Annotated in this window: 27 protein-coding genes; 4 read left to right on the top strand and 23 right to left on the bottom strand. The window is 48.4% G+C overall.

Going from position 1 to position 22,318, the window contains the following annotated elements:
- The 19 genes from KNP95_RS14670 to KNP95_RS14580 all read right to left on the bottom strand — a co-directional run.
- Positions 1-392 (bottom strand): ArdC-like ssDNA-binding domain-containing protein (locus KNP95_RS14670; RefSeq protein WP_251138575.1); only part of this gene is annotated, 392 nt, incomplete at its 3' end.
- A 4-nt stretch (positions 393-396) separates the two neighbouring features.
- Positions 397-684, bottom strand: a complete 288-nt coding sequence (locus KNP95_RS14665) for a hypothetical protein (RefSeq protein ID WP_214754919.1) — start codon at positions 682-684, stop codon at positions 397-399.
- A gap of 5 nt (positions 685-689) precedes the next feature.
- The gene (locus tag KNP95_RS14660) at positions 690-1,139 is read right to left on the bottom strand and encodes a hypothetical protein (RefSeq protein ID WP_214762886.1); all 450 of its coding nucleotides are present in this window, start codon (positions 1,137-1,139) and stop codon (positions 690-692) included.
- Between the two features lie 9 nt (positions 1,140-1,148).
- Complete coding sequence (gene mobP2 / locus KNP95_RS14655; RefSeq protein ID WP_214838120.1) at positions 1,149-2,303, bottom strand: MobP2 family relaxase; 1,155 nt, start codon at positions 2,301-2,303, stop codon at positions 1,149-1,151.
- Positions 2,296-2,547 carry a hypothetical protein gene (locus tag KNP95_RS14650; RefSeq protein WP_058765879.1) on the bottom strand — a complete coding sequence of 84 codons (252 nt, stop codon included), beginning with the start codon at positions 2,545-2,547 and terminating at the stop codon, positions 2,296-2,298. Before KNP95_RS14650 ends, mobP2 begins: the two co-directional genes overlap by 8 nt.
- 192 nt (positions 2,548-2,739) lie before the next feature.
- Complete coding sequence (locus KNP95_RS14645; protein WP_214838117.1) at positions 2,740-3,579, bottom strand: hypothetical protein; 840 nt, start codon at positions 3,577-3,579, stop codon at positions 2,740-2,742.
- Entirely contained in the window at positions 3,580-4,158 is a 579-nt protein-coding gene (locus KNP95_RS14640) for a hypothetical protein (RefSeq protein WP_214838114.1), read from the bottom strand. It lies immediately after the preceding gene.
- A 30-nt stretch (positions 4,159-4,188) separates the two neighbouring features.
- A complete protein-coding gene (locus tag KNP95_RS14635) occupies positions 4,189-5,295 on the bottom strand; it encodes a lysozyme family protein (protein WP_214838111.1) in 1,107 nt (368 codons plus the stop codon).
- Positions 5,295-7,247 carry a VirB4 family type IV secretion system protein gene (locus KNP95_RS14630; protein ID WP_214838108.1) on the bottom strand — a complete coding sequence of 651 codons (1,953 nt, stop codon included), beginning with the start codon at positions 7,245-7,247 and terminating at the stop codon, positions 5,295-5,297. The genes KNP95_RS14635 and KNP95_RS14630 overlap by 1 nt, the downstream gene beginning before the upstream one ends.
- A gap of 17 nt (positions 7,248-7,264) precedes the next feature.
- Positions 7,265-7,885 (bottom strand): hypothetical protein, encoded by a 621-nt coding sequence (locus KNP95_RS14625; protein ID WP_214838105.1) that lies wholly within the window; start codon positions 7,883-7,885, stop codon positions 7,265-7,267.
- Between the two features lies 1 nt (position 7,886).
- Positions 7,887-8,186, bottom strand: coding sequence for a DUF5592 family protein (locus KNP95_RS14620; RefSeq protein ID WP_029336108.1), 300 nt, complete (start codon positions 8,184-8,186; stop codon positions 7,887-7,889).
- Positions 8,187-8,192: 6 nt separating this feature from the next.
- A complete protein-coding gene (locus KNP95_RS14615) occupies positions 8,193-10,160 on the bottom strand; it encodes a pLS20_p028 family conjugation system transmembrane protein (RefSeq protein ID WP_353048999.1) in 1,968 nt (655 codons plus the stop codon).
- 20 nt (positions 10,161-10,180) lie between these two features.
- Positions 10,181-10,588 carry a hypothetical protein gene (locus KNP95_RS14610; protein ID WP_214834974.1) on the bottom strand — a complete coding sequence of 136 codons (408 nt, stop codon included), beginning with the start codon at positions 10,586-10,588 and terminating at the stop codon, positions 10,181-10,183.
- A 16-nt stretch (positions 10,589-10,604) separates the two neighbouring features.
- Positions 10,605-10,847, bottom strand: coding sequence for a hypothetical protein (locus KNP95_RS14605; RefSeq protein WP_012390470.1), 243 nt, complete (start codon positions 10,845-10,847; stop codon positions 10,605-10,607).
- Positions 10,848-10,863: 16 nt separating this feature from the next.
- Positions 10,864-13,227, bottom strand: a complete 2,364-nt coding sequence (locus tag KNP95_RS14600) for a VirD4-like conjugal transfer protein, CD1115 family (RefSeq protein ID WP_214838098.1) — start codon at positions 13,225-13,227, stop codon at positions 10,864-10,866.
- Between the two features lie 14 nt (positions 13,228-13,241).
- Positions 13,242-14,342: a hypothetical protein gene (locus KNP95_RS14595; protein WP_214838095.1), complete on the bottom strand. Its 1,101-nt coding sequence runs from the start codon at positions 14,340-14,342 to the stop codon at positions 13,242-13,244.
- Between the two features lie 66 nt (positions 14,343-14,408).
- A complete protein-coding gene (locus tag KNP95_RS14590) occupies positions 14,409-14,633 on the bottom strand; it encodes a hypothetical protein (RefSeq protein ID WP_012390467.1) in 225 nt (74 codons plus the stop codon).
- Positions 14,634-14,645: 12 nt separating this feature from the next.
- A complete protein-coding gene (locus tag KNP95_RS14585; protein ID WP_021065836.1) occupies positions 14,646-14,828 on the bottom strand; it encodes a hypothetical protein in 183 nt (60 codons plus the stop codon).
- 299 nt (positions 14,829-15,127) lie between these two features.
- Positions 15,128-15,616 carry a helix-turn-helix domain-containing protein gene (locus tag KNP95_RS14580; RefSeq protein WP_214838092.1) on the bottom strand — a complete coding sequence of 163 codons (489 nt, stop codon included), beginning with the start codon at positions 15,614-15,616 and terminating at the stop codon, positions 15,128-15,130.
- A gap of 367 nt (positions 15,617-15,983) precedes the next feature.
- On the opposite strand from KNP95_RS14580, the gene KNP95_RS14575 reads away from it, so the two are divergent.
- Positions 15,984-16,178, top strand: coding sequence for a helix-turn-helix domain-containing protein (locus KNP95_RS14575; protein ID WP_214838089.1), 195 nt, complete (start codon positions 15,984-15,986; stop codon positions 16,176-16,178).
- 104 nt (positions 16,179-16,282) lie between these two features.
- Here KNP95_RS14575 and KNP95_RS14570 read toward each other — a convergent pair whose 3' ends face one another.
- The 3 genes from KNP95_RS14570 to KNP95_RS14560 all read right to left on the bottom strand — a co-directional run bounded on the left by KNP95_RS14570 (position 16,283) and on the right by KNP95_RS14560 (position 18,150).
- Positions 16,283-17,080 (bottom strand): hypothetical protein, encoded by a 798-nt coding sequence (locus KNP95_RS14570; RefSeq protein WP_214838087.1) that lies wholly within the window; start codon positions 17,078-17,080, stop codon positions 16,283-16,285.
- 240 nt (positions 17,081-17,320) lie between these two features.
- On the bottom strand, positions 17,321-17,764 hold the full coding sequence (locus KNP95_RS14565) for a hypothetical protein (protein ID WP_214838084.1): 444 nt from the start codon (positions 17,762-17,764) through the stop codon (positions 17,321-17,323).
- Positions 17,765-17,769: 5 nt separating this feature from the next.
- Positions 17,770-18,150 (bottom strand): DUF1878 domain-containing protein, encoded by a 381-nt coding sequence (locus KNP95_RS14560; RefSeq protein ID WP_214838081.1) that lies wholly within the window; start codon positions 18,148-18,150, stop codon positions 17,770-17,772.
- Between the two features lie 269 nt (positions 18,151-18,419).
- Here KNP95_RS14560 and KNP95_RS14555 point away from each other — a divergent pair, with 269 nt between their 5' ends.
- Together KNP95_RS14555 and KNP95_RS14550 are read left to right on the top strand one after the other, a co-directional pair.
- The gene (locus KNP95_RS14555; RefSeq protein WP_214838078.1) at positions 18,420-19,445 is read left to right on the top strand and encodes a tyrosine-type recombinase/integrase; all 1,026 of its coding nucleotides are present in this window, start codon (positions 18,420-18,422) and stop codon (positions 19,443-19,445) included.
- Positions 19,446-19,813: 368 nt separating this feature from the next.
- On the top strand, positions 19,814-20,053 hold the full coding sequence (locus KNP95_RS14550) for a hypothetical protein (protein ID WP_214838075.1): 240 nt from the start codon (positions 19,814-19,816) through the stop codon (positions 20,051-20,053).
- A 315-nt stretch (positions 20,054-20,368) separates the two neighbouring features.
- On the opposite strand, the gene KNP95_RS14545 is transcribed toward KNP95_RS14550, so the two are convergent.
- Complete coding sequence (locus KNP95_RS14545) at positions 20,369-21,160, bottom strand: hypothetical protein (protein ID WP_214838073.1); 792 nt, start codon at positions 21,158-21,160, stop codon at positions 20,369-20,371.
- A 586-nt stretch (positions 21,161-21,746) separates the two neighbouring features.
- Here KNP95_RS14545 and KNP95_RS16245 point away from each other — a divergent pair.
- Complete coding sequence (locus KNP95_RS16245; protein ID WP_214838071.1) at positions 21,747-22,154, top strand: transposase family protein; 408 nt, start codon at positions 21,747-21,749, stop codon at positions 22,152-22,154.
- The last annotated feature ends 164 nt before the right edge of the window (positions 22,155-22,318 follow it).

The following is a 22,318-nucleotide window of genomic DNA, read 5'->3' as shown; positions in this document are numbered from 1 at the left end:
TTGAAGTACATCATCTTGCGTGACGGGATGCGTCCTTGTTTCACGCCGTCCTTGATTGGCTTCGGTGCCTTGCTGAGCGGTACCCATTCATCTTTGTGCAAGACATACGTCACCGGGTTCGGGACAAATACTTTGATGCCACGCTCACCTTTTTGGACCTGTGCGCCTTGCTTTTCCCAGAACGGGTAAGAGCCGACCGCGACCGCGCCGGGGAATTGGGACTCGATCAAAATTGCGTTCCGCATCGAGTATTGATGAAACTTGCCGAGGAACTGTAGATGTTCCCGGATTTTTTCCGGACTCTCGAAGTAGCTGTCGATCTGTTTTCCCATCTGTTCGGTCAAGGCCTCGAGCTCGGCCTTCCGTTCTTCGTTCGTCTTCATCTTGGCCATCGTGTCAGACTCCTTCCTTCAACAAGTCGGTGACAGATTCATCACTATCCGCAAATTCGTCCAGTTCACGCTCGAGTTGTGGCGACGTTTCCGGTATGTCGAGTAACAGCTGTGTCCGCTCGAAATTGACGGGAAGCAAGACGATCTCGTCTTGCGCGACGGCGGTCAAAAGTTGGTGCTCGGAAACGGACACCGGCATGTCGTATCGCTTTCCATAGATGAGGACCGTGACGGTATCCGGTTGAAGCGTCAACAGTTGTCCCATCGTGAAGGGACGGTCAAGTGGTCGCATAAGATTCATCCTCTCTCAACAGTTAATGTGTCCTTCTTCTGTTTTTGGTGTTCGATGCGCTCCTGGACGATGCGTTCCGCCGTCGCGAGAAACGTCGGCTTGAATTGATCCGTCGTCATGATGTCCTCGATGCCCTCGGTCTGCATCAGCGCCTGCAGAAGCTCTGTCAGGATCTGCCCGTGGCGATCGGAACGGTTCGCGGCGAGTCGGATCCGCTCGAGTTCCGTCGACACCTGCTTGTTCATTAACTCCTCGATATGACTTGTAACCTGCGTGCTGATCGAGCGGGTGAGGAACTGCATGTCCCACTTCCCGTCAGCCAGTTGTTTATGCTCGTCTGCGATATGGTCGATGACCTGACCGAGATGGCCGAAGCGTTTGTCGTCGGCGAACTCTTCTAAATACGCGACCGTCTCCGGCTTTAATCGGAGACGGATCTGTCTCAACTCTTCCATCGTCCTCCCTCACTTTCCATATTCGATGTCCCGTTCCAGCTGTTCGAAAGCTCGTTGGTTCTTCAAATGTTCGAATTCGTCATTCATGTGCCGCTCGATCCGGTAGATTGATTCGTTGAATATCTTTTGTTGGTTGAACGCGCGTCGGACCGGATGTTTAGGGGCTTCAATTTTTTCAAGTGTCATTTGTTCCTTTGACAAGTCTCGCATCTCAGCGAGGATGGCATTCCCCATCCGGGTGTAGAGGTCCTGTCGTTTCGTCGTCCGATAACGCTCGGCCTTCTCCGTGTCGCCGTAGCTGCGACGATGGAACGACACCTCCTGTTCGAGCCGCTCGTTGAAGGCTTGAAACTCTGATTTGAAGTGAATGTCGATGTAGCGGTCGGTCAGACGATCGAGCGACTCACGGAGCGGCTGCATCCCGTTCATGTTGTAGCGCCATTGACGTTTGTCTTCCGGCAAGCGTTCATAGATGTCCTTGAACTGGCGAACGAGGTCAGGATGCAGGACACGGTTCGGGAGCGTTGGAATCTTCCGGTTCCGTTTATGGGCGACCAGTTCGTCTCTTATGAACGCATTCAGTTTCTCCTGTTCTTTCGTCCGGTCGGCGAGGGAATGGATGACCTTCGACTTCATCAGCTCGATCGATTTTGGTTTGCGTTTGCCGCGCTCGCGCATATGGCTCGTCTCGACGATGGCGACATGCACGTGGATGTTGTCGGTGTTGTAATGCACGGCGCCGGTCCAGTAGGCATGGACCATCTTTTCTTTTTGGAGCATCGCCTCGACCGCGTTCCGTGTCGCCTGGATCAATCGTTTCTCGTCGACGAGGTCATCGTGGAGCACACCGGTCTCGCGTAGCCAGGTGTTATCGAACGAGATGACGTCCTGCCAGAGGATGCTCCCTTTCTCTTGTGCTTGCTTGAAGATGTCGCGGACGGCGCGACGTTTTTCGTGGTTCAACCGGTCGTCCTCGCGTGTGAACAGACCGCTCGACTTCGTCTCGTCTTCCATATAATCGTGATACGTCTCGAACTGTTCCCGGCTGTCTTTCGCGTCCGGTCGGTTGATGTAGTCGAGGTACGTCGTGTAGCGACGCGACTTCTTTTTTGTGCCCGGCACCTTGAACTTCGACTTGATGACGATGCCCGGCGTCTCACGCATCCTGCATCACCTCGTTCAACAACCGGGTCACCGCGGCGAGCTCGTCCGCGCTCCGCTTCAGGTGGAGCGTGTTCGCCTCGAGCTGTCGTTCGAGCCGCTCGACCTGCGTCGATTGGATGCCGTTCGCACACCAGGAGGCGAGCAGTTCTTTCAAATATTGTTGCCGGGAGCGGTTGTGTTCCTTCGCCCATTCATCGATTTGCTTCACGATGACGGGGTCGATGTCGCGGAGTAACAGATCCATTTGCCTGACCACCTTTCTAGAGGCTACATATTGCCGACGTCCTAAAAGTTCGTTCAAAGAGCATAAGGGGAAACTGCTATCACTTGTCGTGATAGCCCAGGCAGAGCCTGGGGTTTCTGTGATATCACCAAAAGTCCGAAAACGGCACGAAATGTGCCAGTAAAACCAGCGATTTGGCACAAAATGTGCCACTTAAATCGATAGTTCCCGAAGCCGGACGCGTAACTTGTCGTGCTTTTCTTCGAGCGCTTGGACCGACTGTTCGAGTTTCTCGAGTTCGAGTGTGAGCTCGTCACGCTTCCGACCGAGGTCGAAAATCTCGTTCTCCTGTTCGACCTGTTCGTCGAGCGAGAGGTAGGGAAGTTCGTCTTCGAGTTCCTCTTTGTCACGGTCGAGTCGCTCGATCTGTTGCCGCTGCGCCTCGACTGATTGTTGCGTCGTTTCCACCTGTCGTTCGGTCTCCGCGAGCTCATCCTCGACGAATAGTCTCGTGAAAGTTGTCTCGTCAGATGAGGTATGGTTCGCCTGTTCGATGGTCCGACGGTCGGCATAGAGGGACGTCAACAGACTGCTCTCCCGTTCCTCGGGTGTGAGTGATTCGATTGCTTGTGACTCGTCCACCCCATAGATTCGGATGGCGAGCTGGTCGAAGTCGTTCGGCACGTCCTTCAATTCGAGCACGTACTGATTGTTCCGTTCATACAGCGATGTGACTTCCTTCTCGGAATCAGGACGTGCCTTATAGACGTAGCGGAAGAGATGATCGTTCGTGTTACCTGGTGCTTCATCGAGTGAGAGTCGAATGCGCATTGTCTTCGTCTTCGTATCGTAACTAGACGCGTGGAGCGTCACGGTCTCCCCGTTCGAGAGACGGATTGCCTCGTTGATCGGCGTCTCATTGACCGGTGCCTCCTCGGCGAAGAAGAACGACGAGGTACCGAAAAAGAGGAAGCCGACGACAAAGAATACGCCGAGTCCGAGGTAGAACCGGGAGACGTTCTGGGTGAGACGCCGTCGTGTTTGTCGTCGCATCTAGATTCCTCCTTCAGGTGTCAGATCTTCCATTTCTGTGACGACCAAACGTCCGTCGATGGACTCGAACGTCAGGGCCAACAGTTCTTGCGTCGTCTCTTCATAACCCGTCTCGGTGATCAACAGGTCTTGTTCGAATCGCACGAGGCAATCTTCTCCGGAGACAGAAGGGAACACCTCGATGTCGCGGACGATCGTCTCGAACGTGCCGACGTCACTGCCGTCAGCGGCGAAGAGCGTGGCCGCGAGTTCCTCAGACATGACACCTTTCGCCTGTCGTTTCTGGGTCGTGTAACTGTCCTTTGTGACGGTGAAGGCGTACTCGATGAAGCGCGTCGCGCGTGTCACCAGCTCTTCCATTCGTTCCGTCTCCGTCGAAGCGACGACTGGTGCAGTGTCTGACGGCGTATTTTCGGAGGTTGCCGATTCAGAGTGAGTGACGCTCTCATTTTTCGTCTCGCTCGTGTCTGAAGTACTCGTGACAGCCGTCGCTTGTTGATAGAAAAAGACGTTCGCTGCGATCGAAATCAGGAGCAGTACCCCGAACAGATACGCGAGGTGACGTGCGGTGAAGTTCATTCTTCCTCCTCCTTTTCATACATGCATGACTTATAATCCGAAGACCGGGGCGGGGTCGATATGACCGGACCATTCGCTCGTCTTGATCTCGAAATGCAGATGGTTCCCGCTCGAGCGGCCGGTCGTGCCGCAGTACCCGAGCGCCTGTCCGGCTTCAATCTGTTGACCCGTTTGGACGCCGAGACGACTCAGGTGCGTATACGCCGTGATGTAGTCGTCATGCTGGACCTGGACGAGATTTCCGTACGGTCCACGGTTCCCGCTATAGATGACGGTGCCGCTCTTGACCGCGTGAATCGTGTCGGACGGGGTGCAACTGAAGTCGATACCGGTGTGGTTGTCCCGTTGTCCGAAGACGACGCGCCATCCGAAACGCGATGTCACGTTGAGCGGGATGGCGAGCGGGGAACGTAACCCCGACAACAGCTCTTTCGTGATGACCCCATCGGTGACGGCGACCGGCGCGAGGTATTTCAGCACCGCGTCGACATACTCGATGTCCCCGTAACAGGCACCGTGCTGGACCGCGCTCGGGCGATGACAACGATAGATGCCGGTGTGTTTCACGCGCTGGTACATCATCTGCGAGAACGAGATGGCGAGCTCTTTCGAGTACCGTCCTCCGTTCTGTTGCACATAGTCAATAAAGCCGCCACCGAAGTTGTAGCTCTGTAGCGTGAGTTGCACGTCGCGATTAGCCCGTTCGAAGACGGACGCAAAATGTTCGACGCCGTAGACGATGCTCTCCTCGGGAGAGGTGATGCACCCAATTCGTCCACACTTCGACTCGCTCGCCTGCATCGGGTCATTCCCGCGTCCGCCACTCTCCTGCATCATGAGCGCGAGCACGAGGTTCGTCTGTTCGGTCAGCCCGTGCTTCGTCAGTTCCGATTCGACCAAGCCCCGATATTGGAGCACCTGGTCGCTCACTTGAAGACCACCGGCCGTGTTGAATGTGACGTCGGTCGGTTGTTCGTTCTGGACACCCGTGAGCGTGTCGAGGATGCCGACGACGAGGATGACCAGGAACAACACGAGTGCCGCGATGGCGAGCAGGATGAGTCGCCACTTGAGCGTCGCGAGCTGCCATTTCGCCGTGACGGCGAAGCGGGCCGTCCGTTTCGCGGCCGCCCACATCAGGCACCTCCACCGAAAAGCGCGAGCTCTTCGGGCGCGACGTCGACGTCAAAGATGAGGTTCTGCACGCCGGAAATGCTGAGGACGACGCGTCCCGTCTCGAGCGAGGGGATGATGCGCATCTCGGAGTTCGAGAGCTGTCCGTCGAACACCGTTTGAATGATCGGGATGCTTTCCGCGTCCTGTTCGCCGATGATCTTGTACTGCGTCAACTGAAAGAGCGACTTGACGTTCTCCGCGTTCTCGGACTTTGACCCGGCCGGCACGAAGTCGGTGATCAGATGCGACACGAAGAAGATGCCGCCGAAATACTTGCGCGCTTCGCGCATGCAACGTTGCAGATACAGGATGGCCGGTTGCGCGATGTCGCGCGTGTTGATCAAGTGGTGCGCCTCGTCGATGACGATGAGGTACTTGCACGCTTCTTCGGTCCGGAGCACGCCCTGGTTATAGGCTTTCAGTTGACTCGAGCCGTTGGCGATCATCCCGTCCCACAGCATGTTCATGAGCGAGAACACCTGTGCCTGGAACACCTCGTCGCGCAGGCTTGTCAGGTTCCGTAGCGGGAACGAGACGATGAGCTCCTCGTCGAACCGGTCGATGGAGGAGTGGCCGTCGAAGATGTTGCCATAGTTGTGGACGAGGTTCGTGACGGCGAGCTCGATGTTCTCGAGACGCCGCACTCGGTTCGGACTGATCGCATCTTTGATCGAGGTGCGCGTGTCGTCCGTGTAAAGCTCGCGACGCACGAGTTTTAAGAAGTCGGAGAACGTCGGGTACCGGTTCGCCGGGTGCGTCGTGATCGGCAGTTCGCCCTGTTCGTCCCAGAGCCCGTGCCGGACGTACAAGTCCCGAAGCAAAATCTCGAACTCGTTCGTCTCTTCCTGCGTCGCCGCCGGGTTGATGTAGTGATAGAACACGGCCATCTTTGACAGATGCTGCATGAACGAGAGTGACTCGTTGGCGCTGCCGTCGTTATTCGTCACGGTCTTATAGACATGGAGAGGATTGATGAGCCCGGCCGACCCGTCGAGCGCGATTTCTTTCCCGCCGAGCTGCCGCACCAGGTCGGAGAACTCGCCCGTGACGTCGAGGATGCGAATCTTGTTGCCCTTGATTGCCTGGTCGAGCACCGTCTTCTTGAGGAGTGTCGATTTCCCGGACCCCATCTTGCCGATCATGAGCGCGTTGTAGAACTTGCGTTGTTTGTCCTTGTGGAACAGGTCGAAGATGACGCTGCCGTTCGTGTCGGTCGTCCCGTAATACGTGCCGGTCGCGTCCTGAAGCGACGTGAAGTGGAACGGATAGCCGCCGGCGATGGAGAGGGACGGGATCTCTTTCCCACGGCGCCGATTCGGGAGCTTTTGTTGCTGGTCATAGCTCGTGAACAGGCTTTGCCATTCCCATTCTTGTTCGTTCAGGAAGATTGTCGAGCGGAAGTTCCGAGCCTCGAGTTCTTCCATCACTTCCTGTACTTTCACCTCGAGCGCGTCGAGCGTCTTCGCCTTCACATAGAGGCGCAGGTGTAGATATTTCATCGTCTCGCCCTGGGTGATCTGTTCGTAGAGGTCGTTCAGTTCTTTATACGTCTCTCGGGCGTCGATGCGGTCGATGTTGTCCTTCGCGTTCTCGAAGCGCGTGTTCTGTTCGGCCATCGACTTGTTGATGGTCTGGATGATCTCGCGCTTGTCGGCCGTCCCGATGTCGAGCGTCGTCAAGACATCTGGCATGTTCAGGATGGGTTCGAGCCAGTAGTCATAGACGAGCGACTGATATTTGTAGACATGGAGACAGGACAGATAGCCGTCCCCGAGCCGGACAAAATTGGCGTCGAACCGGATGCCTCCCTGAGGCTGGATCTTGCCGATGACGTTGGGATTGTAGCCTTTTTCGATCTTGACGGTCTCCGGGTCCGATTGTTTGGATAACTTGTCACGCAGGCGCTGCCACATGTTCGTCACTCCTTTCTTCAAGCGTCGAGTTGCGGTTTCGTATTCGGGTTGTTCAGTTGATACAGCACATGGACCTTCTGGTCGAGCGTCAGCTCGCGCATCGGGTTCGAGCGGCGGAGCAGTTTATAAAGGTGCGTCTTCCGCTCGCGTAGCGCCCGCTCGTCGTCGGCATAAAAAAAGAGGAGATAATCGCGATTGGTGCGATGCTCCTCGAGATATTCAAGCTCCTGCTTTTTCTTCAACAAGAAGGGCAGGTAGGCCGGTGTCTGATTTTGTCGAATCTGTCGTTCGATGCTGATCTTCTGCCGCTCGAGACTGAGCGGTGTGTTCAGCGGCACGACTTTGAGCGGATGCGTGTACGCTTGCAAAAGATAGGCGAGGGAGAACACATCATGGTCTTTTTCTTCCTCGTTCAAGGAGTAGATGTCCTTTGAGGTGAGTTGGACCATGTCGAGATAGGTCCCGTCGCGCATCTCGAATGCCTCGTTACCGGTGATCTCGACGACCGGCATCAGTTCGGCGACCGTCGGTTTGACGACGACCTTGTCTTTGACCTTCCGTTTCTCGACCAAGTCCTGTTCGTCGAGCCAGGTGCCCGTGCGTCTCGGTTCTTGTAGCGACTCCTCGATGAAAGCCATCTCAGTCACGTCCTTTCGTGTGCGCGTCGAGCGCGAGATAGGTGTCTTTCCGTTTGATGAGCGCGTAATAGAGCGCGTGGACCATCCGCTTCTGCGGGTTCGTCGCCGGTCTGAGCACCATGAACAGACCGAAGACGACGAGAAAGACCGTGAACGGGATGTGTAGCACCGACGGGATGAACGGGAGCGTCACGAGCCGGAGCACGATGAGCCCGACGAGGAACAGGAAGTCATGCAGATAGAGCATCTTGTTGATCTTGAGCTCGGTCGTGACCTCGTTCGGGATCCGGTATTTGCGCATGGGTCATCACTCCTTTTTCTTCATGTTGTCAGATTTCGGTGGCGAGGTCGGATAGATCCTTCGCGTTTCTTCATGATTCTGTGTATGACGGTGCGTCTGATTCTCTCGGACCTGTTCGATGACCTCGGTCTCGACGTCGAACACGGTGTCCTGATGGATGGTCCGTCGGGCGCGTCCTTGGCGTTTTTCTGTAGCCGCATCACTCGAGTCCCTCGTAGATGACGAAGAAGAGGATGAGCCGTTTGAATGTGTTGCCTCATGAGGTGTCGGTGACGTCGCGTCGTTTCGGGCTACCGATTCATTGTGACGATGGTCTGGTCCGGATGCGGCATCGATGGACCCGGTGACCGGTTCGAGAGCCGACGAAGCCGGGATTGGAGCATGATGACCTGAACTTGAATGGTCGTGAATCGACTCCGGTCTCTGCGTCTCCGATGATGTTGTTTGGTAGTCGGGTCCACGCTCAATATTCGATTTCGGATTCGTCGCATGGATTGATTCTGGAGACGTGCGGTCCGACGCTTCGTTCACGTGTTGGGAACCGTGCACTTCAAGCTCGGTTTCTTGACCGTTGTTTGGTTGCGCAACGTCTTGCGGAATTGTCGGTTTATCTTGTTCAGGTTGAGTGCGACTGGCGGTTTGAGCGGTCTGACCGATACTATCTGGCTCGGTTTGTCTTTCGATGTCCGCTCTTTGTGGAGCTTGGCTCGCCGCACTAAGCGGTGAACCATTCTGAAGAACGGAGTTTGAATCCATCCGTGTCGTCGCGGCCTCATGGAGCGATGGCATCTTTGGTGTGCCTTGTGTGGCACGCGCGACCTTCGAGACGGCGTGGGCACCTGCCGAAGTCACGCCTTTCCCAGCGGCATAGGCGCCGAGCGCAACACCCCAGCCCCGTTTGAGTCCGGCATCGATCCCAAACAGCCGCTCGACCATGTTCGGTCCATCAATCAAGGCGACCGAGAAGGCGATGAGGGCAATCAGGTAGGCGAACCCGTCCAACGTCTCTGCGAGATAGGCGGTCCCAATCGTGTACAACTTGATGGAGACGAAGATCAGGATGATCACGAGGAACGTGTTCAAAATGCTCTGGATGACCTTCTTCGTCTTTTGGCCACTGTGTAGGTCAGCCGGTGCAACGAGAATCGCCAGGACATAGTTGAAGGCAAGCTCGAACGAGAGACGCGCCAGTTTATAAGCAATGGAAAACAGCGTGAAGCCCATGATCCCGAGCGTCACGAAGATGGTCAACCAGTTCGGCTGATAGCGGTAGTAATACTGGTTGTTCCATTCGACACCTCCTTGATCGAGTTTCGTGGTTCCCATCGTTTCACCATTCCAGGTTAGTTTGGACTGAGAGATTTGTTCACCAGTACTTCCCAAGCGAAATTCATTGCTATCGAATACCTCATTGATATCGATATTTCGTAAATGGCTTTGAGGCAGAGAGTTCAAAGCCTCACCTTCCAAACTGGGAAAATCGTTTCGGTCATATTCAATCAAGTCATGAATGTGTTCTCGTAAAATCTGATTTGATATCGATTCACTGGAAGAATTTTCGCCAGAGTTTTGAGTTGTGAAATCAATCGCAGTATCACTAAATTCACTTACTTGCGTCATTGTTGGGGATAAGAGTCCGAGAATGAGCAATGTGATAAACAGATTGATCAAAAATCCTTCTCGATCAAATTTCTTTTGAAAAATGATTAGGTAACCCGTAAATAGGAAGCTAGCAGCTAAAAGAACGTACAAAAAAGGTTGAATCGTAGAAACGAATTCAACCACTTGAGAGTTATTAAAAAATGTTTTCGTTAGTAATATGCTGTCAGTCACTTTTTCAAGTCCATCAATTAATGCTGCTAAGCCACGTACTAAAATCCAACCCATTGAGCGGAGGGCATCCAGTACCAGTGTACTGAGGCTAAGGATATCAGTGAACTCTTGTAGCTTATTTACGACTTCGTTATCACCCATAGAATCCCTCCATTCAGAGGCTATTTAATGAAGTTAGTGACTTGGTCTTTTAATTCATCTTCTGTAAGGGCAGATACATTTAATTCACGACTAATTTCACCATCAGTCATCTCGTACAACCTGCCACCTTTAAATTCAGGATGTTCTTGGGTAGAACGTTCTTCAAGATCTTCCCCATTAGGCTGAAACGGATTGAATAAGAGAACGTCTTTCTTTTTTTCCGTGGCGACTTCTCGCACAGTATCAACGTAAGCCCCTTCATTACCTTGACTATCGCTGTCTACAAGAACGTATGCACTTTCTTGGCCAGTTTTAATATCTGCAATTTCTTCAACAGAAGTCATAGAAAGATAATTCGAACTCTCGGCACCACACGATGCTAAAAGTAACGAACTCCCGAGTAGGACACCAATCAAGATTTTCCTCATAACGTTTACCCCTCCGTCAGACGATTTTCCCCTTCAATAGATCCGCGACTTTTAAGTTGACGCGGAAGTCGAACTTATCTATTAGTGTAACAGTTTTCGGGGTGTCTGAGGTGTCGTCTTGATAGACGGTCAGAAAGCCATCGGTCGTTTGGATATTGAGCACGTCGCCCCGTTCGAGGCGGACGCGTTGCGTCTCGATGATCCTCGCGACGACACGCAATTCGTTCTGGATTCGCTTCTCTCTCGCACTCTCGGCCATGGGTTCGGCCTCCTCTCTACGGTGTGCCTTGCTTCAGTTTCTCGAGTCGCTTCGCGATCATCGTGCTCAAAAAGCTCTTCTGGCTGTCGGTGACGTCGTATACTCCTAGGTTCAGGTTCGTCTCGAACTCAGGGAGGGACATCCCACCGATGTCATGTCCTTCGAACATCGAGCGGAGGATGCTGTCCTGCAACACATCACGTACCGTCAATGACTTATCTTCCTGATTCGATGGAATATTGATATCCGTTTCGTCTTCTTGCTTCGCGAAACGGATACGGATCTGTTCGAAGTCGAGACCGGCGTGACGGCATGGGATGTCGATGTCATGCAGGGAGCGGTCCGTGTCGAAGTCGTCCGCCAGGTATTCGTAACGATATTTCATCGCCGTCTTGCCGCTCAGGAAGATCGGATACGACTGGATACGTCGTTTCTTCGTGTCCTGACGCTTGATGACACGGATGATGAGCATCTCGCCCTCTTTGAGTCCCATGACCTCGGTCGCTGTCATGAGCCGACGGCCGTCCACGTTCTCCGTCTTCGATTTCTTGAGCGAGAACGTCTGCCCGGACCGCGATTTCGTGACGATGGTCGCCTCACCGAGCTTCTTCGAGATCAGTTCGGCGGTCGACTCGTCCGCGGTCAACAGATAGTGCGTGTTCCCACAGTTGCCGTCAATCGTCTTCCAATCCTCTCCGTATAGGTTTTCGAGTTGGGAGTAGGCCTGGATGACGAGGTTGAAGCGCATGTTCCTACCGAGGCAGACCGTGATGATGTTGGCCATGCCTTCGATCGGCGGCATGTTGCCGAACTCATCGAGGAGGAAGACGACCTGACGCTCGCATTTACCTTGTTTCGTCTGCGAAGCGACCCGGGCGAGTGACGTATACACCTGCTTGATATAGAGCGACGCGATGACGTTGAACGTTGGGTCATAGTCCGGGACGATGAGGAACACCGCCACGGGACGCATCTGGTGCATCACCTCACGGATCTGTATCATCCCATCGATTGCGTAACGGAAACGTCCACTTTCCTCGTCATACGCTTCCAGCTGGATCGTCGCAGTGCTTGAGTCAGTCGAAATGTGAACGGCGTCTCCAGTTCTAAGTGACCACGCGTGGTACACGATGAAGCTGCCATCGTCGTCTGTCGTGAGCGCATGGGTCGTCCCATCGGGGAACGTGAACGTGAGCCGTGTCAAAGGTTCAGTCCGTCCACTGATCCAGCGGTTGAATCCGATGCGTCGCATGTCGAGCGAGTTCATCGACGTCAGTTTCCCGGTCCCGTTCAACGTGAAGATGCCGAGTTTCGCGTTCGTGTTGGCCAGAATACTTGCCCGTGTCTGCCCACCCGAGAAGTGGAGTGTCGCGAACTGGAGCCGGGCCGGGTGGTTCTCAGGGAACCGTTGAAAGAACTCGTCGAGTGCGGAGATCTCCTGTCCTTGTCGCGTCACCACCGTCCGTGATCCTAAATCCGAGAGCATGAGGGCGACGTTGTACATGTTGATCTTCTCCGGTTTGTCCTTCGCCTCTTCACAGAGCCCGAGGATGAGCGCCGTACACAGGTCGATTGACGAGTTGGCCCAGAACGGGTCCCGTGCCTTCGGGTCATGGTACAACATGAACGCGACCGAGCGCGCATACTGTTGGGCGAGCGAGTAGTTCTCCTCAAGGAATGCGTCGATTGTCAGCTGCAACAGGTTGTACGACATCGATTGGAGCGGGTTCATCAGGTTCAACACCTCGACCTGATAACCGCGTTGCTCGAGCGTCTCCTTCGAGGCGGCGAAGAGCTCACCTTTCGGGTCGTTGATGATCAGGCTCGCCTGGTCACGCGCCCGGCTGTACAGGTCGATTGTCGAAAAGACGAACGTCTCGCCTTTCCCGGATCGGGTCGTCCCGATGACGAGGTTATTGACGGGCGAGTCGTCGATGAACAGCTCGTTCTTGACCCGTCCGACGGGGACACCACCTGATCCTTTATATTGTTTCTTCCGGTCCGGGACGCGACGATACTGTTGTTTCAATTCATCGAATGAGGTGAAGCGGGCGCTCCCTTTCTGATTCTGTCGCAGATCCCGGAAGTTCAGCCATACCTTGCTGAACACGACCAATCCGATGAACAGACTGAACGCGGTCAGTCCGAGCAAGACGGTCGAAGAAGGAAGACTCACCTCCAAGAATAAAGAGGGTGAGAGCGTCGGAATCGTCGCCTCGGCCAACAGCCCGTCTTGTACGATCGGGGTCATGATTTGTCGAATGATGTTGTAGACCCCGTTCAGCAGATAAAAAAGCCCGGCCGGTAACACCAACAGGCAGAACAGGGCGGGGAAAATCAGACGTATCGGAAATCGTGGTGACAGAGACTGAATTCTCAATTATTTCACCTACCTTAATCTGAATGAAGAATCGTTTCTAGGTTAACTTCTTGAGCAGCGATAGCGGCTTGAATCTTCTCACGTGCCGAGGTGTCCTTGCTAGAGGTCTTCTTAAGTTTCTCGTTCAGTCCATCGATAGTGGCCGTGATATTTTGGTACTTGTCGACTTGTTCTTGTACGTCAGGGTCGTTCGTTTTGGATGCCCACTCATTCGCGGACTGGATGTCCCCGAGATAGAGATAGGCGGTCACTTTCGCAGAGATGCGGGGAGCAGTCCACTCCACGTCTTTCGTATTGGCCACGGTCTCATGGTCTCGTTCCAGTGTGGCGATATCGAACGCACCCTCATCGGTCGGATGTGACGCTTGGAACTCCTGGAGCCGTTCCAATTTCTCCTTATCGGATAGGTCGAGCCTGGCCAGCTTCGTCTCGATCAGGATGGGATCATCCATGAGCTCGAGCGCCTTCTGGTCTTCTCCTTCCGTCAGATAGAGGTCGATTAATAGGGCATCCTCTTCCTCGGACCGGTCTTTTCGTTCCAGTAAATTGATTAGTGAGGATTCCTCACCTTGGAGCGCCTGCTCGTAAGCATTCAGCCACGTCTGTTCGCCATCGGTCCCCTGTTCGGCGTGTGCCTCTTTATCGATAACCCATTGCGCGGCAGTGAAGAGTGAGGTGAATAGAATCCCGGCCGTGGCCGCCCCGTAGATGAGGCGGCGCTGTAGTCGGGTCAGGCTTGATTGATAGGTCGACGATACAATCGGATTCGATTTAGCGGACGGGCGCTTATAGTCGTCCGGTGTCTCGGACTCGATTTCGTCGAGAAGCCACATCTTCTTCGAATTGTCCTCTTTCTTCGTCCGGATCCGTTGTACCCGGTCTTGCACTTGATGATACAGGTTCGGATACGTTCCTTCGGTTCCGAACGTGAACGTTCCCCGATAGAGCAGCTCATCTTTCTGATCAAAGAGCCGGAAGTCACCGGAACAGCTCGTCCCTTCTTCGCTAAGGGCCTGGTGCAGATCATGTGTCGCGACGACCGCCTTGGCAAAGGTGAGCCGCTCATAGTTCTGGATCCGCGTGTCCGGCACGTCGGTGAATCGTACAAACAGCATCTCGTTCCTCCTCTCGTTTCAAGCAACAAAAAAAGCCTTCCGATTGGAACGCTGCGTGCGTGTGCATTAGAATTTGATGTTCTGGTCGACCATCTCGGCGAGCGTGAACGCGCCCATGACGATAATCAGGCCGACGGCGCCTCCGACGAGCCAACCTACGGCCTTCGAGCGGCCACGATCCCCGCCGAAGATGAAGTAGAAGCCCCCGATCGCGAAAGCGATGGCCGCAGCGATGACGGCGAGTCCCTGGAAGAACTGAAGCAAGCTGAGCCCTGTCTCATTGAGTCCCATGTCGTTCCCTCCTTAATCCTGGTGCGCCGGTGACTTGAAGCTGAGCTTCGCCTCGAGTGCCTCCAAAATGAGTTCCTGGTTGTCCTGGATGACTTGTTGATGTTGTTCGTCGAGCCATTCCTCATAGTCCTTCCCACGGATGCGTAAGAGTTTCTCGGCGAAGCTACGGTTCTGTTTCTGTTCTTTTGATGCCACAATACACACTTCCTTCCCTTGATCTCTTGATGTGCAGCAGCACATCATTAAGGACAGTCGGATTCGGTGCGGTGGGTTTCTAGCCGTTGCCCCACGAACTCCGCTCCTTGTTGAATCGAAGGAGCTGTACAGGGTTTTTCGATGACCCGGAACGATGTGGTGACCTTGTGGCGAGTTTTAGGCGACTCTCGCCGAACCATCTGTGCGTAGATCCCGCCCACCCGGTCACTGGTGAGGGATACGCCGGTATGTGATTGGAGTAGACCATCCTTAAGGATGTGCTGCTGCGTCGATGTCGATTACTGTCGAACTCTTTTCCGTTTCTTGACGTGGATGAGCTCGTCGTCCGGGTTCTTGCGTTTGGCAAGCACGTGGGCGTCACAGACGACCGTGCGGATCCGGTAATAGAGTTGCGTCAACTGGACCGCCTCACCGCTCCCTTTCTCGACACCGATGAAACCGTGCAGTTCGTATGTCTTCCCGTCGAACGTGCGCACCGAGTCGGCCTGCGGGAGTTCCTTCAGGTCGAACCGGCGTCGCTCAAGCTTAGTGACGGAACGCTTCGCTCCGTACCCGAAGTCGATGGCGTCCCATGGCACCGTCGCGAGTGTGTGTCCGAATGCGCGGGCCAGATGGTCGATATCCGCAATCGACGGCACCGAGCGGTTCTGTTCATACTGACTGATGGCGGGCTGTGAGATCTCTCCAAATGTCTTCTCTGATAGTTCGATCTGTGACCAGCCCGAGAGCCGGCGGTTCTCTTTCAACCACTCCCCGAATCGATACATAAGCCTTCCCCTTTCTGTAAACCAGAGCGGCGAACAAACAGATGTTTCCTTTTGTTGGTTCCAATATAACAGGGTTAGGAATAAAAATCATCAGTTTTCTGATATGTCAGAAATTTTACAGTTGACGATTCTTGTCGAATCCGCTCTATACAAGGGATAATGAGTAACAGTAACTCAATATTTTTGATTTTGTCGCACAATTGTAAAAAAATAACGCTTTGATTATAGAAAATAATGATAAATATTTTGATTTCAAGAGATTGTGATAGGGTAGAGGAATAGAGGGATTTGTAAAGAATAAGTGATGGAGAGAGTACTAGGATCGTGGGGTGAGCAAGTGGAATTGAATGAGGCAATCGTCGAGCGGATGAAAGAGCTCGCAGCAGAACGTGATATGACAATCCATCAAGTCATCAAAAAAGGTGGATTGAATCAAGCTACGATTTCAGAGTTGATGAGCGGACGCACAAAACATCCTAAAGTGAGTACAATTCAAAAATTTTGTGATGGTTTAGATGTTTCTTTAAATGACTTTTTTAATGATAATAAATTTAACAAATAACTAGATTAAATAGATATCAATGGTTACATACTTTCACGCCGTCATATTGAAAAAACTACATTTTGCATGATAGCAAAGTGTAGTTAAATAATTGCTCTTTCAAATTAATTTTGCTTATCTAGTTTGATGCCGTCAGACAGGGTTAATTTTTTTAATTTCATGGTAGTGTCATTATTACTGACGACATTTACTACGATTACTTCTTCTGTATAGGTGTTAGTCTTAGTGTCAAATTTAGCTAATAGTAATTTTTCATTTCCGGCATAGATCATTACAAAACTTTCTCCTTTGAACTCAGTTACATAGTAAGTTGTTTGATTTTTTGTATCTGTATCAGCGAGAAAACTAACTATGGACAAGGAAAATGACAAAAATGCGACTAAAACTACAAATTTTGCTACGTTTGAAGTTGAAATTAAATGAACAATATCGCTTAAATTTATAACTTTATTATTTAAATAGGCTTCAACCTTATTTTTTGGACCTTTTATGTGTCTATAGTTCCACCAAGAAACTGAAATAACAAACAATAGAATTGATCCAAAGAAAACAGAAAAATAAAAAAAATTATCTTTAAATTGAACAAAATATAATACTAACATCATAATAAAAAAAGCATGGTATTCAAATGCTAACTTTGCATAAGGATGCGTTCTATACATTAAATTTAAGACTACTGTTATGTACATGACTGCATATACCATAAAGATAATAACAATTTTTGAGGATATCTTAATAAAGTTTGAAAATGAAACTGTAACAATGCCAAAATCATCTAGTCCAAAATTTTTAATATAAGTTATTTCATATTGATATACCAACAAATACAATAAAGCAGTTGCGAGCGTGATGAATATACTCGCATCTAATACACTGCTTCTTTCTTTTTTTATATTTGGCATAAATAATTCCTCTAACTTTCAAGAGATTTTCTATAAGAAACCAAGTACGTATTCAAAAAGCGCTTAAAATTAATTCTAGTTTTAAGCGCTCAACAAAGTCTATATTTTTGAATTCCTGAGAAAATAACAGTAATAGTTGGCTATTACCATTCTAGACGCATAAAAGGGAACCTCAAAAGAACCCGGAGAAGTACCAGAGTCATCTTAGTGATGGGTGAAATTTTTAAAAAAATTACTAATTTAAATTCCCTTGCGCAAATCTTCAACAATTATTTTTGTATTTGTTTTGATAGTATCAATTCTATCTAAAATTTTATACTGTTCTTCGTCGACCAGTGGTTCATTTTTGTCTTTAGAGCTTTGAATAGCACGTTCGATCTTTCTAAGTTCTTCTATCAGTTGAGTGTAAGTAGTTGGTATATCATTAACTATATCATTTATTAAGCTTTCAACTTCGCCATAAACTCGTTGGGGATTAGATCCTTTTTTTACCCTTCTAATATTTACTTTTATGGTATCAATTCTACGATTAACTTCTGTAAAAATTTCAATAGTTCTATAGTTTTGAATAATTGAAAGTGATTGTTCTGCTTTTTTAGAATGTTTTCGAGCTTTGAACCATGATAAACCAGCCGAAAATGCAGCAAATATTCCCATTATATCTGCAACAGTGCTTAAATTCATATGATTCATAGACCCCTTTGATAATATTTATATTTTTCCATATAACCGTACAAATTGATAAATACTTCTTCCCACCGTCTATCTTCCCAAAAGTTTCTCGCTAAAGCTTCAGCAAAATGATAATTACCCTTTTGTTGAGGGATAACTTCATAAATTATTTCTTCAAATGCTCTATGGTCAACTGGTTCATTGTTATTAATTTTAGTTTCAAACTCATCCATAACATCCATGATCTGACTAAATTGATTTTTGTTAATATCGTATTCGTATAAAAATTTATTAACATTATTATCGTAAAAAATAAGATCTTGTTTAAAACTTAGATGTTCAACAATTTCTTCTAATTTTTGTATTTTTTCAATTAATTTCAAACTCTCATCACTCATCGTAATTCCTCCTTTTTTAACATTATATCAGACGTTTTTTGAAGATTATTTTTATTTTAACTAACTAACTTGTGATAATATAAGATTATCACAAGTGTTAATAATTTAGTTGTACTTAAATATATAAATGTAATACATATTTTTTAATCAATTCATCTAATTACAAACGTATTTTAAATATAAATACATATGTATTACTTATATTTCACCTCATATTTCAAGGACTACAGATATTTAGTAGAAAACAGAGAGCGAAAAGAGGGAGAAGCATGGAGATCGAGAAAAAACAGCAAGCGTTCGAGGTAGCATTGCGAGAACTGACCGGGGCCAACCCGAAACTGGCCGAAGCATTAAGGAAGGACCATATTGATCTCGAGACCTTGAATGATGTCGAGATCATCGAATTGTTCTGGGCGACAGAACTGTTCCCGATCTATGCGGACAAGAGCCCGCACACGCGACGCGCGTACAAACTGGACCTCGAGTTCGTCCTCAGTTTTGTGATGACGAAGACAGATGGGTTAAAACACCTGACCGTACTCGACATCCATCGTTACTTGTTTGAGGTGAACGAACAGTATGCCCCACGCACGGCACAGCGGAAAAACCACATGTTAAAACGCCTCCTGACCTACCTCCACGTCAACCAGTATCATCTGCATAACCTGGCCTTCCATGTGAAGAACCAGCAGCGGCCTGAGTTGCTTCGGCGTGAAATCGATTTCGACGAGATCGAGCGGATTGCCGAGTCGTTCCGATATACCGTCAAGCGGGCACAAAAAAAAGAGCTCATGGAGCTCCGAAACGAGACGATCGGGTACTTGTTGTTGACGACAGGCATGCGAGCTGCAGAACTGTTGTCAATCAAGTTCACCGATGTGAAGCGAAATCAGCATACATCTTACCTCGAGGTGAAGGGGAAACGCGACAAGTGGCGCCGCATTCCGATTACCGAGAAAGCGTCCCATCTCGTGAATCGACTGCAGACATTGATGATGATTGAGGAGGTATCGTCCCCTTTTATCGCCTTCAGCACCAAAAAAGCTCACAAGGCGATCACCTATGAGGCGTTACGGCTGATGACCCATCAGGCGGTCGACCATGTCGCACACGAAGAGAAGACCCCGCCCCACTGGTTCCGCCGGGCCTACATCACAAAGCTCCTGGCGAACGGAAATTCGTTGATTGGAGTCATGCAGTTGGTTGGTCATGAATCAATTAATACAACGAACGGTTATTTACAATCTCTCAACGAACTTTCAAACTTTTCTAATGCTAATTTGCCATTTAAATAAGTTCTATTCCTCTTTTAAAAAGTAGAGCTTATTTAATCGAAAAGGCTATACAAACATTTTCTTAGTAATGAAAGCATACTGTTCTTTTATTTGAGTATATAAAGGAGATAATACCAATAACATCGGAACACATCTGTAAATGACTATCAATTTTTTCTTAATCATTCATATGAACCCTGTGAAAAATTACCAGTAGTTGAGTACCATAAATATCGCTACGTCGTAATTAAGAAGCACTTTTTAAATGATTGTTTGACATACATATACGGTTACATTAATCTATCAGTAACAACTAAAAATACCCAAAAATCTAAAATGAATTTGTTAAATTATTAAAAACTATACTTTTAAAGCACAAAGGAGTAAGTATGAAAAAAATTGGAACTATTCTGTTATATGCCTCATTGATGTTGGGAGTTTTAGCTATTTTTTTGAAAGGCATTTGGCTATTTCTTTTATGGCCACTTTCATTAATTGCTTGGACTTTAGTGATGGCGATAAATAACAGAGGAACAAAAGGCTATTACTTATGGATTGTTTTCTTACTTGTAACATTGTTTGTTTTTGGATATGGATTAACCAGATGGTCCGATGGTGCAAATTTGTAACTTACATAAAACTAAAATAACGGGGCTAACTGCAGGCAATTAAATTTAATTCAGCTATAAAATAGGTGACGAATCCAATCGCATATTGTGATTGGATTTATTTTTTCTCTTTTTTTATGCGTCGAGTTTCATTTTTTCTCACTTACAAAATAATTTTTATAAAGCTAAAACTAAATTGTTATTAATTGATAATTTTTATCTTTAATAGAAATCACTTTATTTATAATTATATTCTAGCTATAAGGTTTTATATAAGAAAGTCAAAAAAGATGACTCTTAAAAAATAAGAGCCATCTTGATAAAATGTTATATTAATTATAACGTGACTGTTGAAACAACTTGCATGCCCGTGCGACCAGATACTGTAACAGAGTAGCCGAGAGCCTTACTATAACTGCTAGTTGTATAAACATATCTATGGGTCATCACTTCCGAAGTCAAGCCAGATCCTCTATGATAAGAAACATATTTGTAATATACTTTATCGTTATAAAGCTGGAAAGTTAGGTTTGCAATATTCGTAACCCATTTAACAGTGGCAGGAACTTTAGTAATGGCGGCAATTGTTATACCAATCGCACCTACTAACCATTTCGTTGGAGTACTATTTCCATAGCTAGTACTACTATATGTCCATGGTGTATACGAAGAAGCCGATAGGTTTAGACTTTGAGTCAAGTCGTCATAAGCTTCAGTGTTTTTTTCGATAACACTTTTCATTGAATCAATATCGACATTACTAATTACTTCAAAAGATTCATTTGTTTGAACTACCGTTCCTTCGTTCTCTAAATACGAAGTAGTGATGACATCTTCTTTTTTGTATTTCCCTGTTTTTTGGTTTTTAACAAAGATCTTACTAACCACTTTTTTATCGTTTACAAATTTTTCTTCGACTAAATAACTTTGTCCATTTGCAGTATATGTATACTTTAACATGCTGTTTGAATCATCAATCATTACAAAATTTGTTATCTGGTTGCTTTTAACCTCATTCAAGTAATTACTTGTACTCTCTGAATTCGCAGCAACAGAAGAGGGTAAAGTGTAACCAACGATTAAGAACATACCAAACATACTAATTAAAAATCTTTTTACCATTTCCAAACACATCCATTCCTATTTATTTACTAAATTGTATCATAAATTCTTTTAATCGTTAAAATTTCTTTAATATTCTTTATATTGTATTTATTTTCTAAATTGTAATATTCGAATTCAATATCGTGACAATATTAGATTCAAAGATGCGGATTTAATCGCCAAACAATTACATGACATCGCTAAGTAGTCGCTGTTAGGTGACCGCTTGTTTTTTTTTTGAGACCTCGATAGTCGCAGAGAGAGTCCCGGACATATTCTCTGAACTGGTGAAAACAGAAAAGGATAAATAGGTACCAAAACCGTTCATAAATAGGGAGGAGTTCGACATGAACCGTTCCATATTTAAACCATCTTGGACTAAACTGTTCCTGCAATTACATCTTGTCTTAAAAATTAACATTATGAACAGATAAAAATCGTAATAGGAATATATCTCCAGGTACCGAATTAAATCGCATCGTATAAATGTCACGGTTCTAATTTTGCAATGCTGTCCATTGTCAACAGCGGTTTAAAATTGGTTCTTCCTCACTTTTGATGAAGGTAATCTTCGAGAATTAGTTTACTAAAAGGATTGAAGGGATCAATCATGTTAAACGAGTTTCTTCCAGAACTAGAAGTAGTCGAGGTGAACCGTTGCAATGAAGCGTATCAGTTCATTTCTCATGGAAAAAAGTCGTGTGCACCCTGTCCCCATTGCACTAAAGGTTCACAACGTATCCATAGCCGATACATCAGGACATTGCACGATGAGCGTGTGTTCGGATATGATGTTCAGCTACGAATTCAGGCAAGACGTTTCTTCTACGACGAACCAAACTGTCCCTCAAGCATCTTTACGGAAAGATTTCTATCCCTGTATCGACCACACTCCTGCAGAACGATTCGTTTAGAATGTGGGCTACTGAGGCTCTTAAGTGGGATGAGTGCTATCGGACTGGAACGTATTTTGAACAATATCAGCGATAGTACGCTAATCAAACTATTGAAACGCTAACAACATCATCGAAAGATGTCTGACCCTCGCTGGTTGGCATTGATGACTGAGCCTGAAGAAAACAAAAAAAGTACGGGACAATCATCTGTGATCTAGAGACGCGACGCCCGATCGCCTTACTTCCTTCTCGGAATTTCAAAACCGTCTGTGCTTGGATCCGTCGA

Source organism: Exiguobacterium sp. s36 (genome assembly GCF_018618345.1).
Lineage (GTDB): Bacteria > Bacillota > Bacilli > Exiguobacteriales > Exiguobacteriaceae > Exiguobacterium > Exiguobacterium chiriqhucha.
This window is presented reverse-complemented; position numbering and strand designations above follow the sequence as displayed.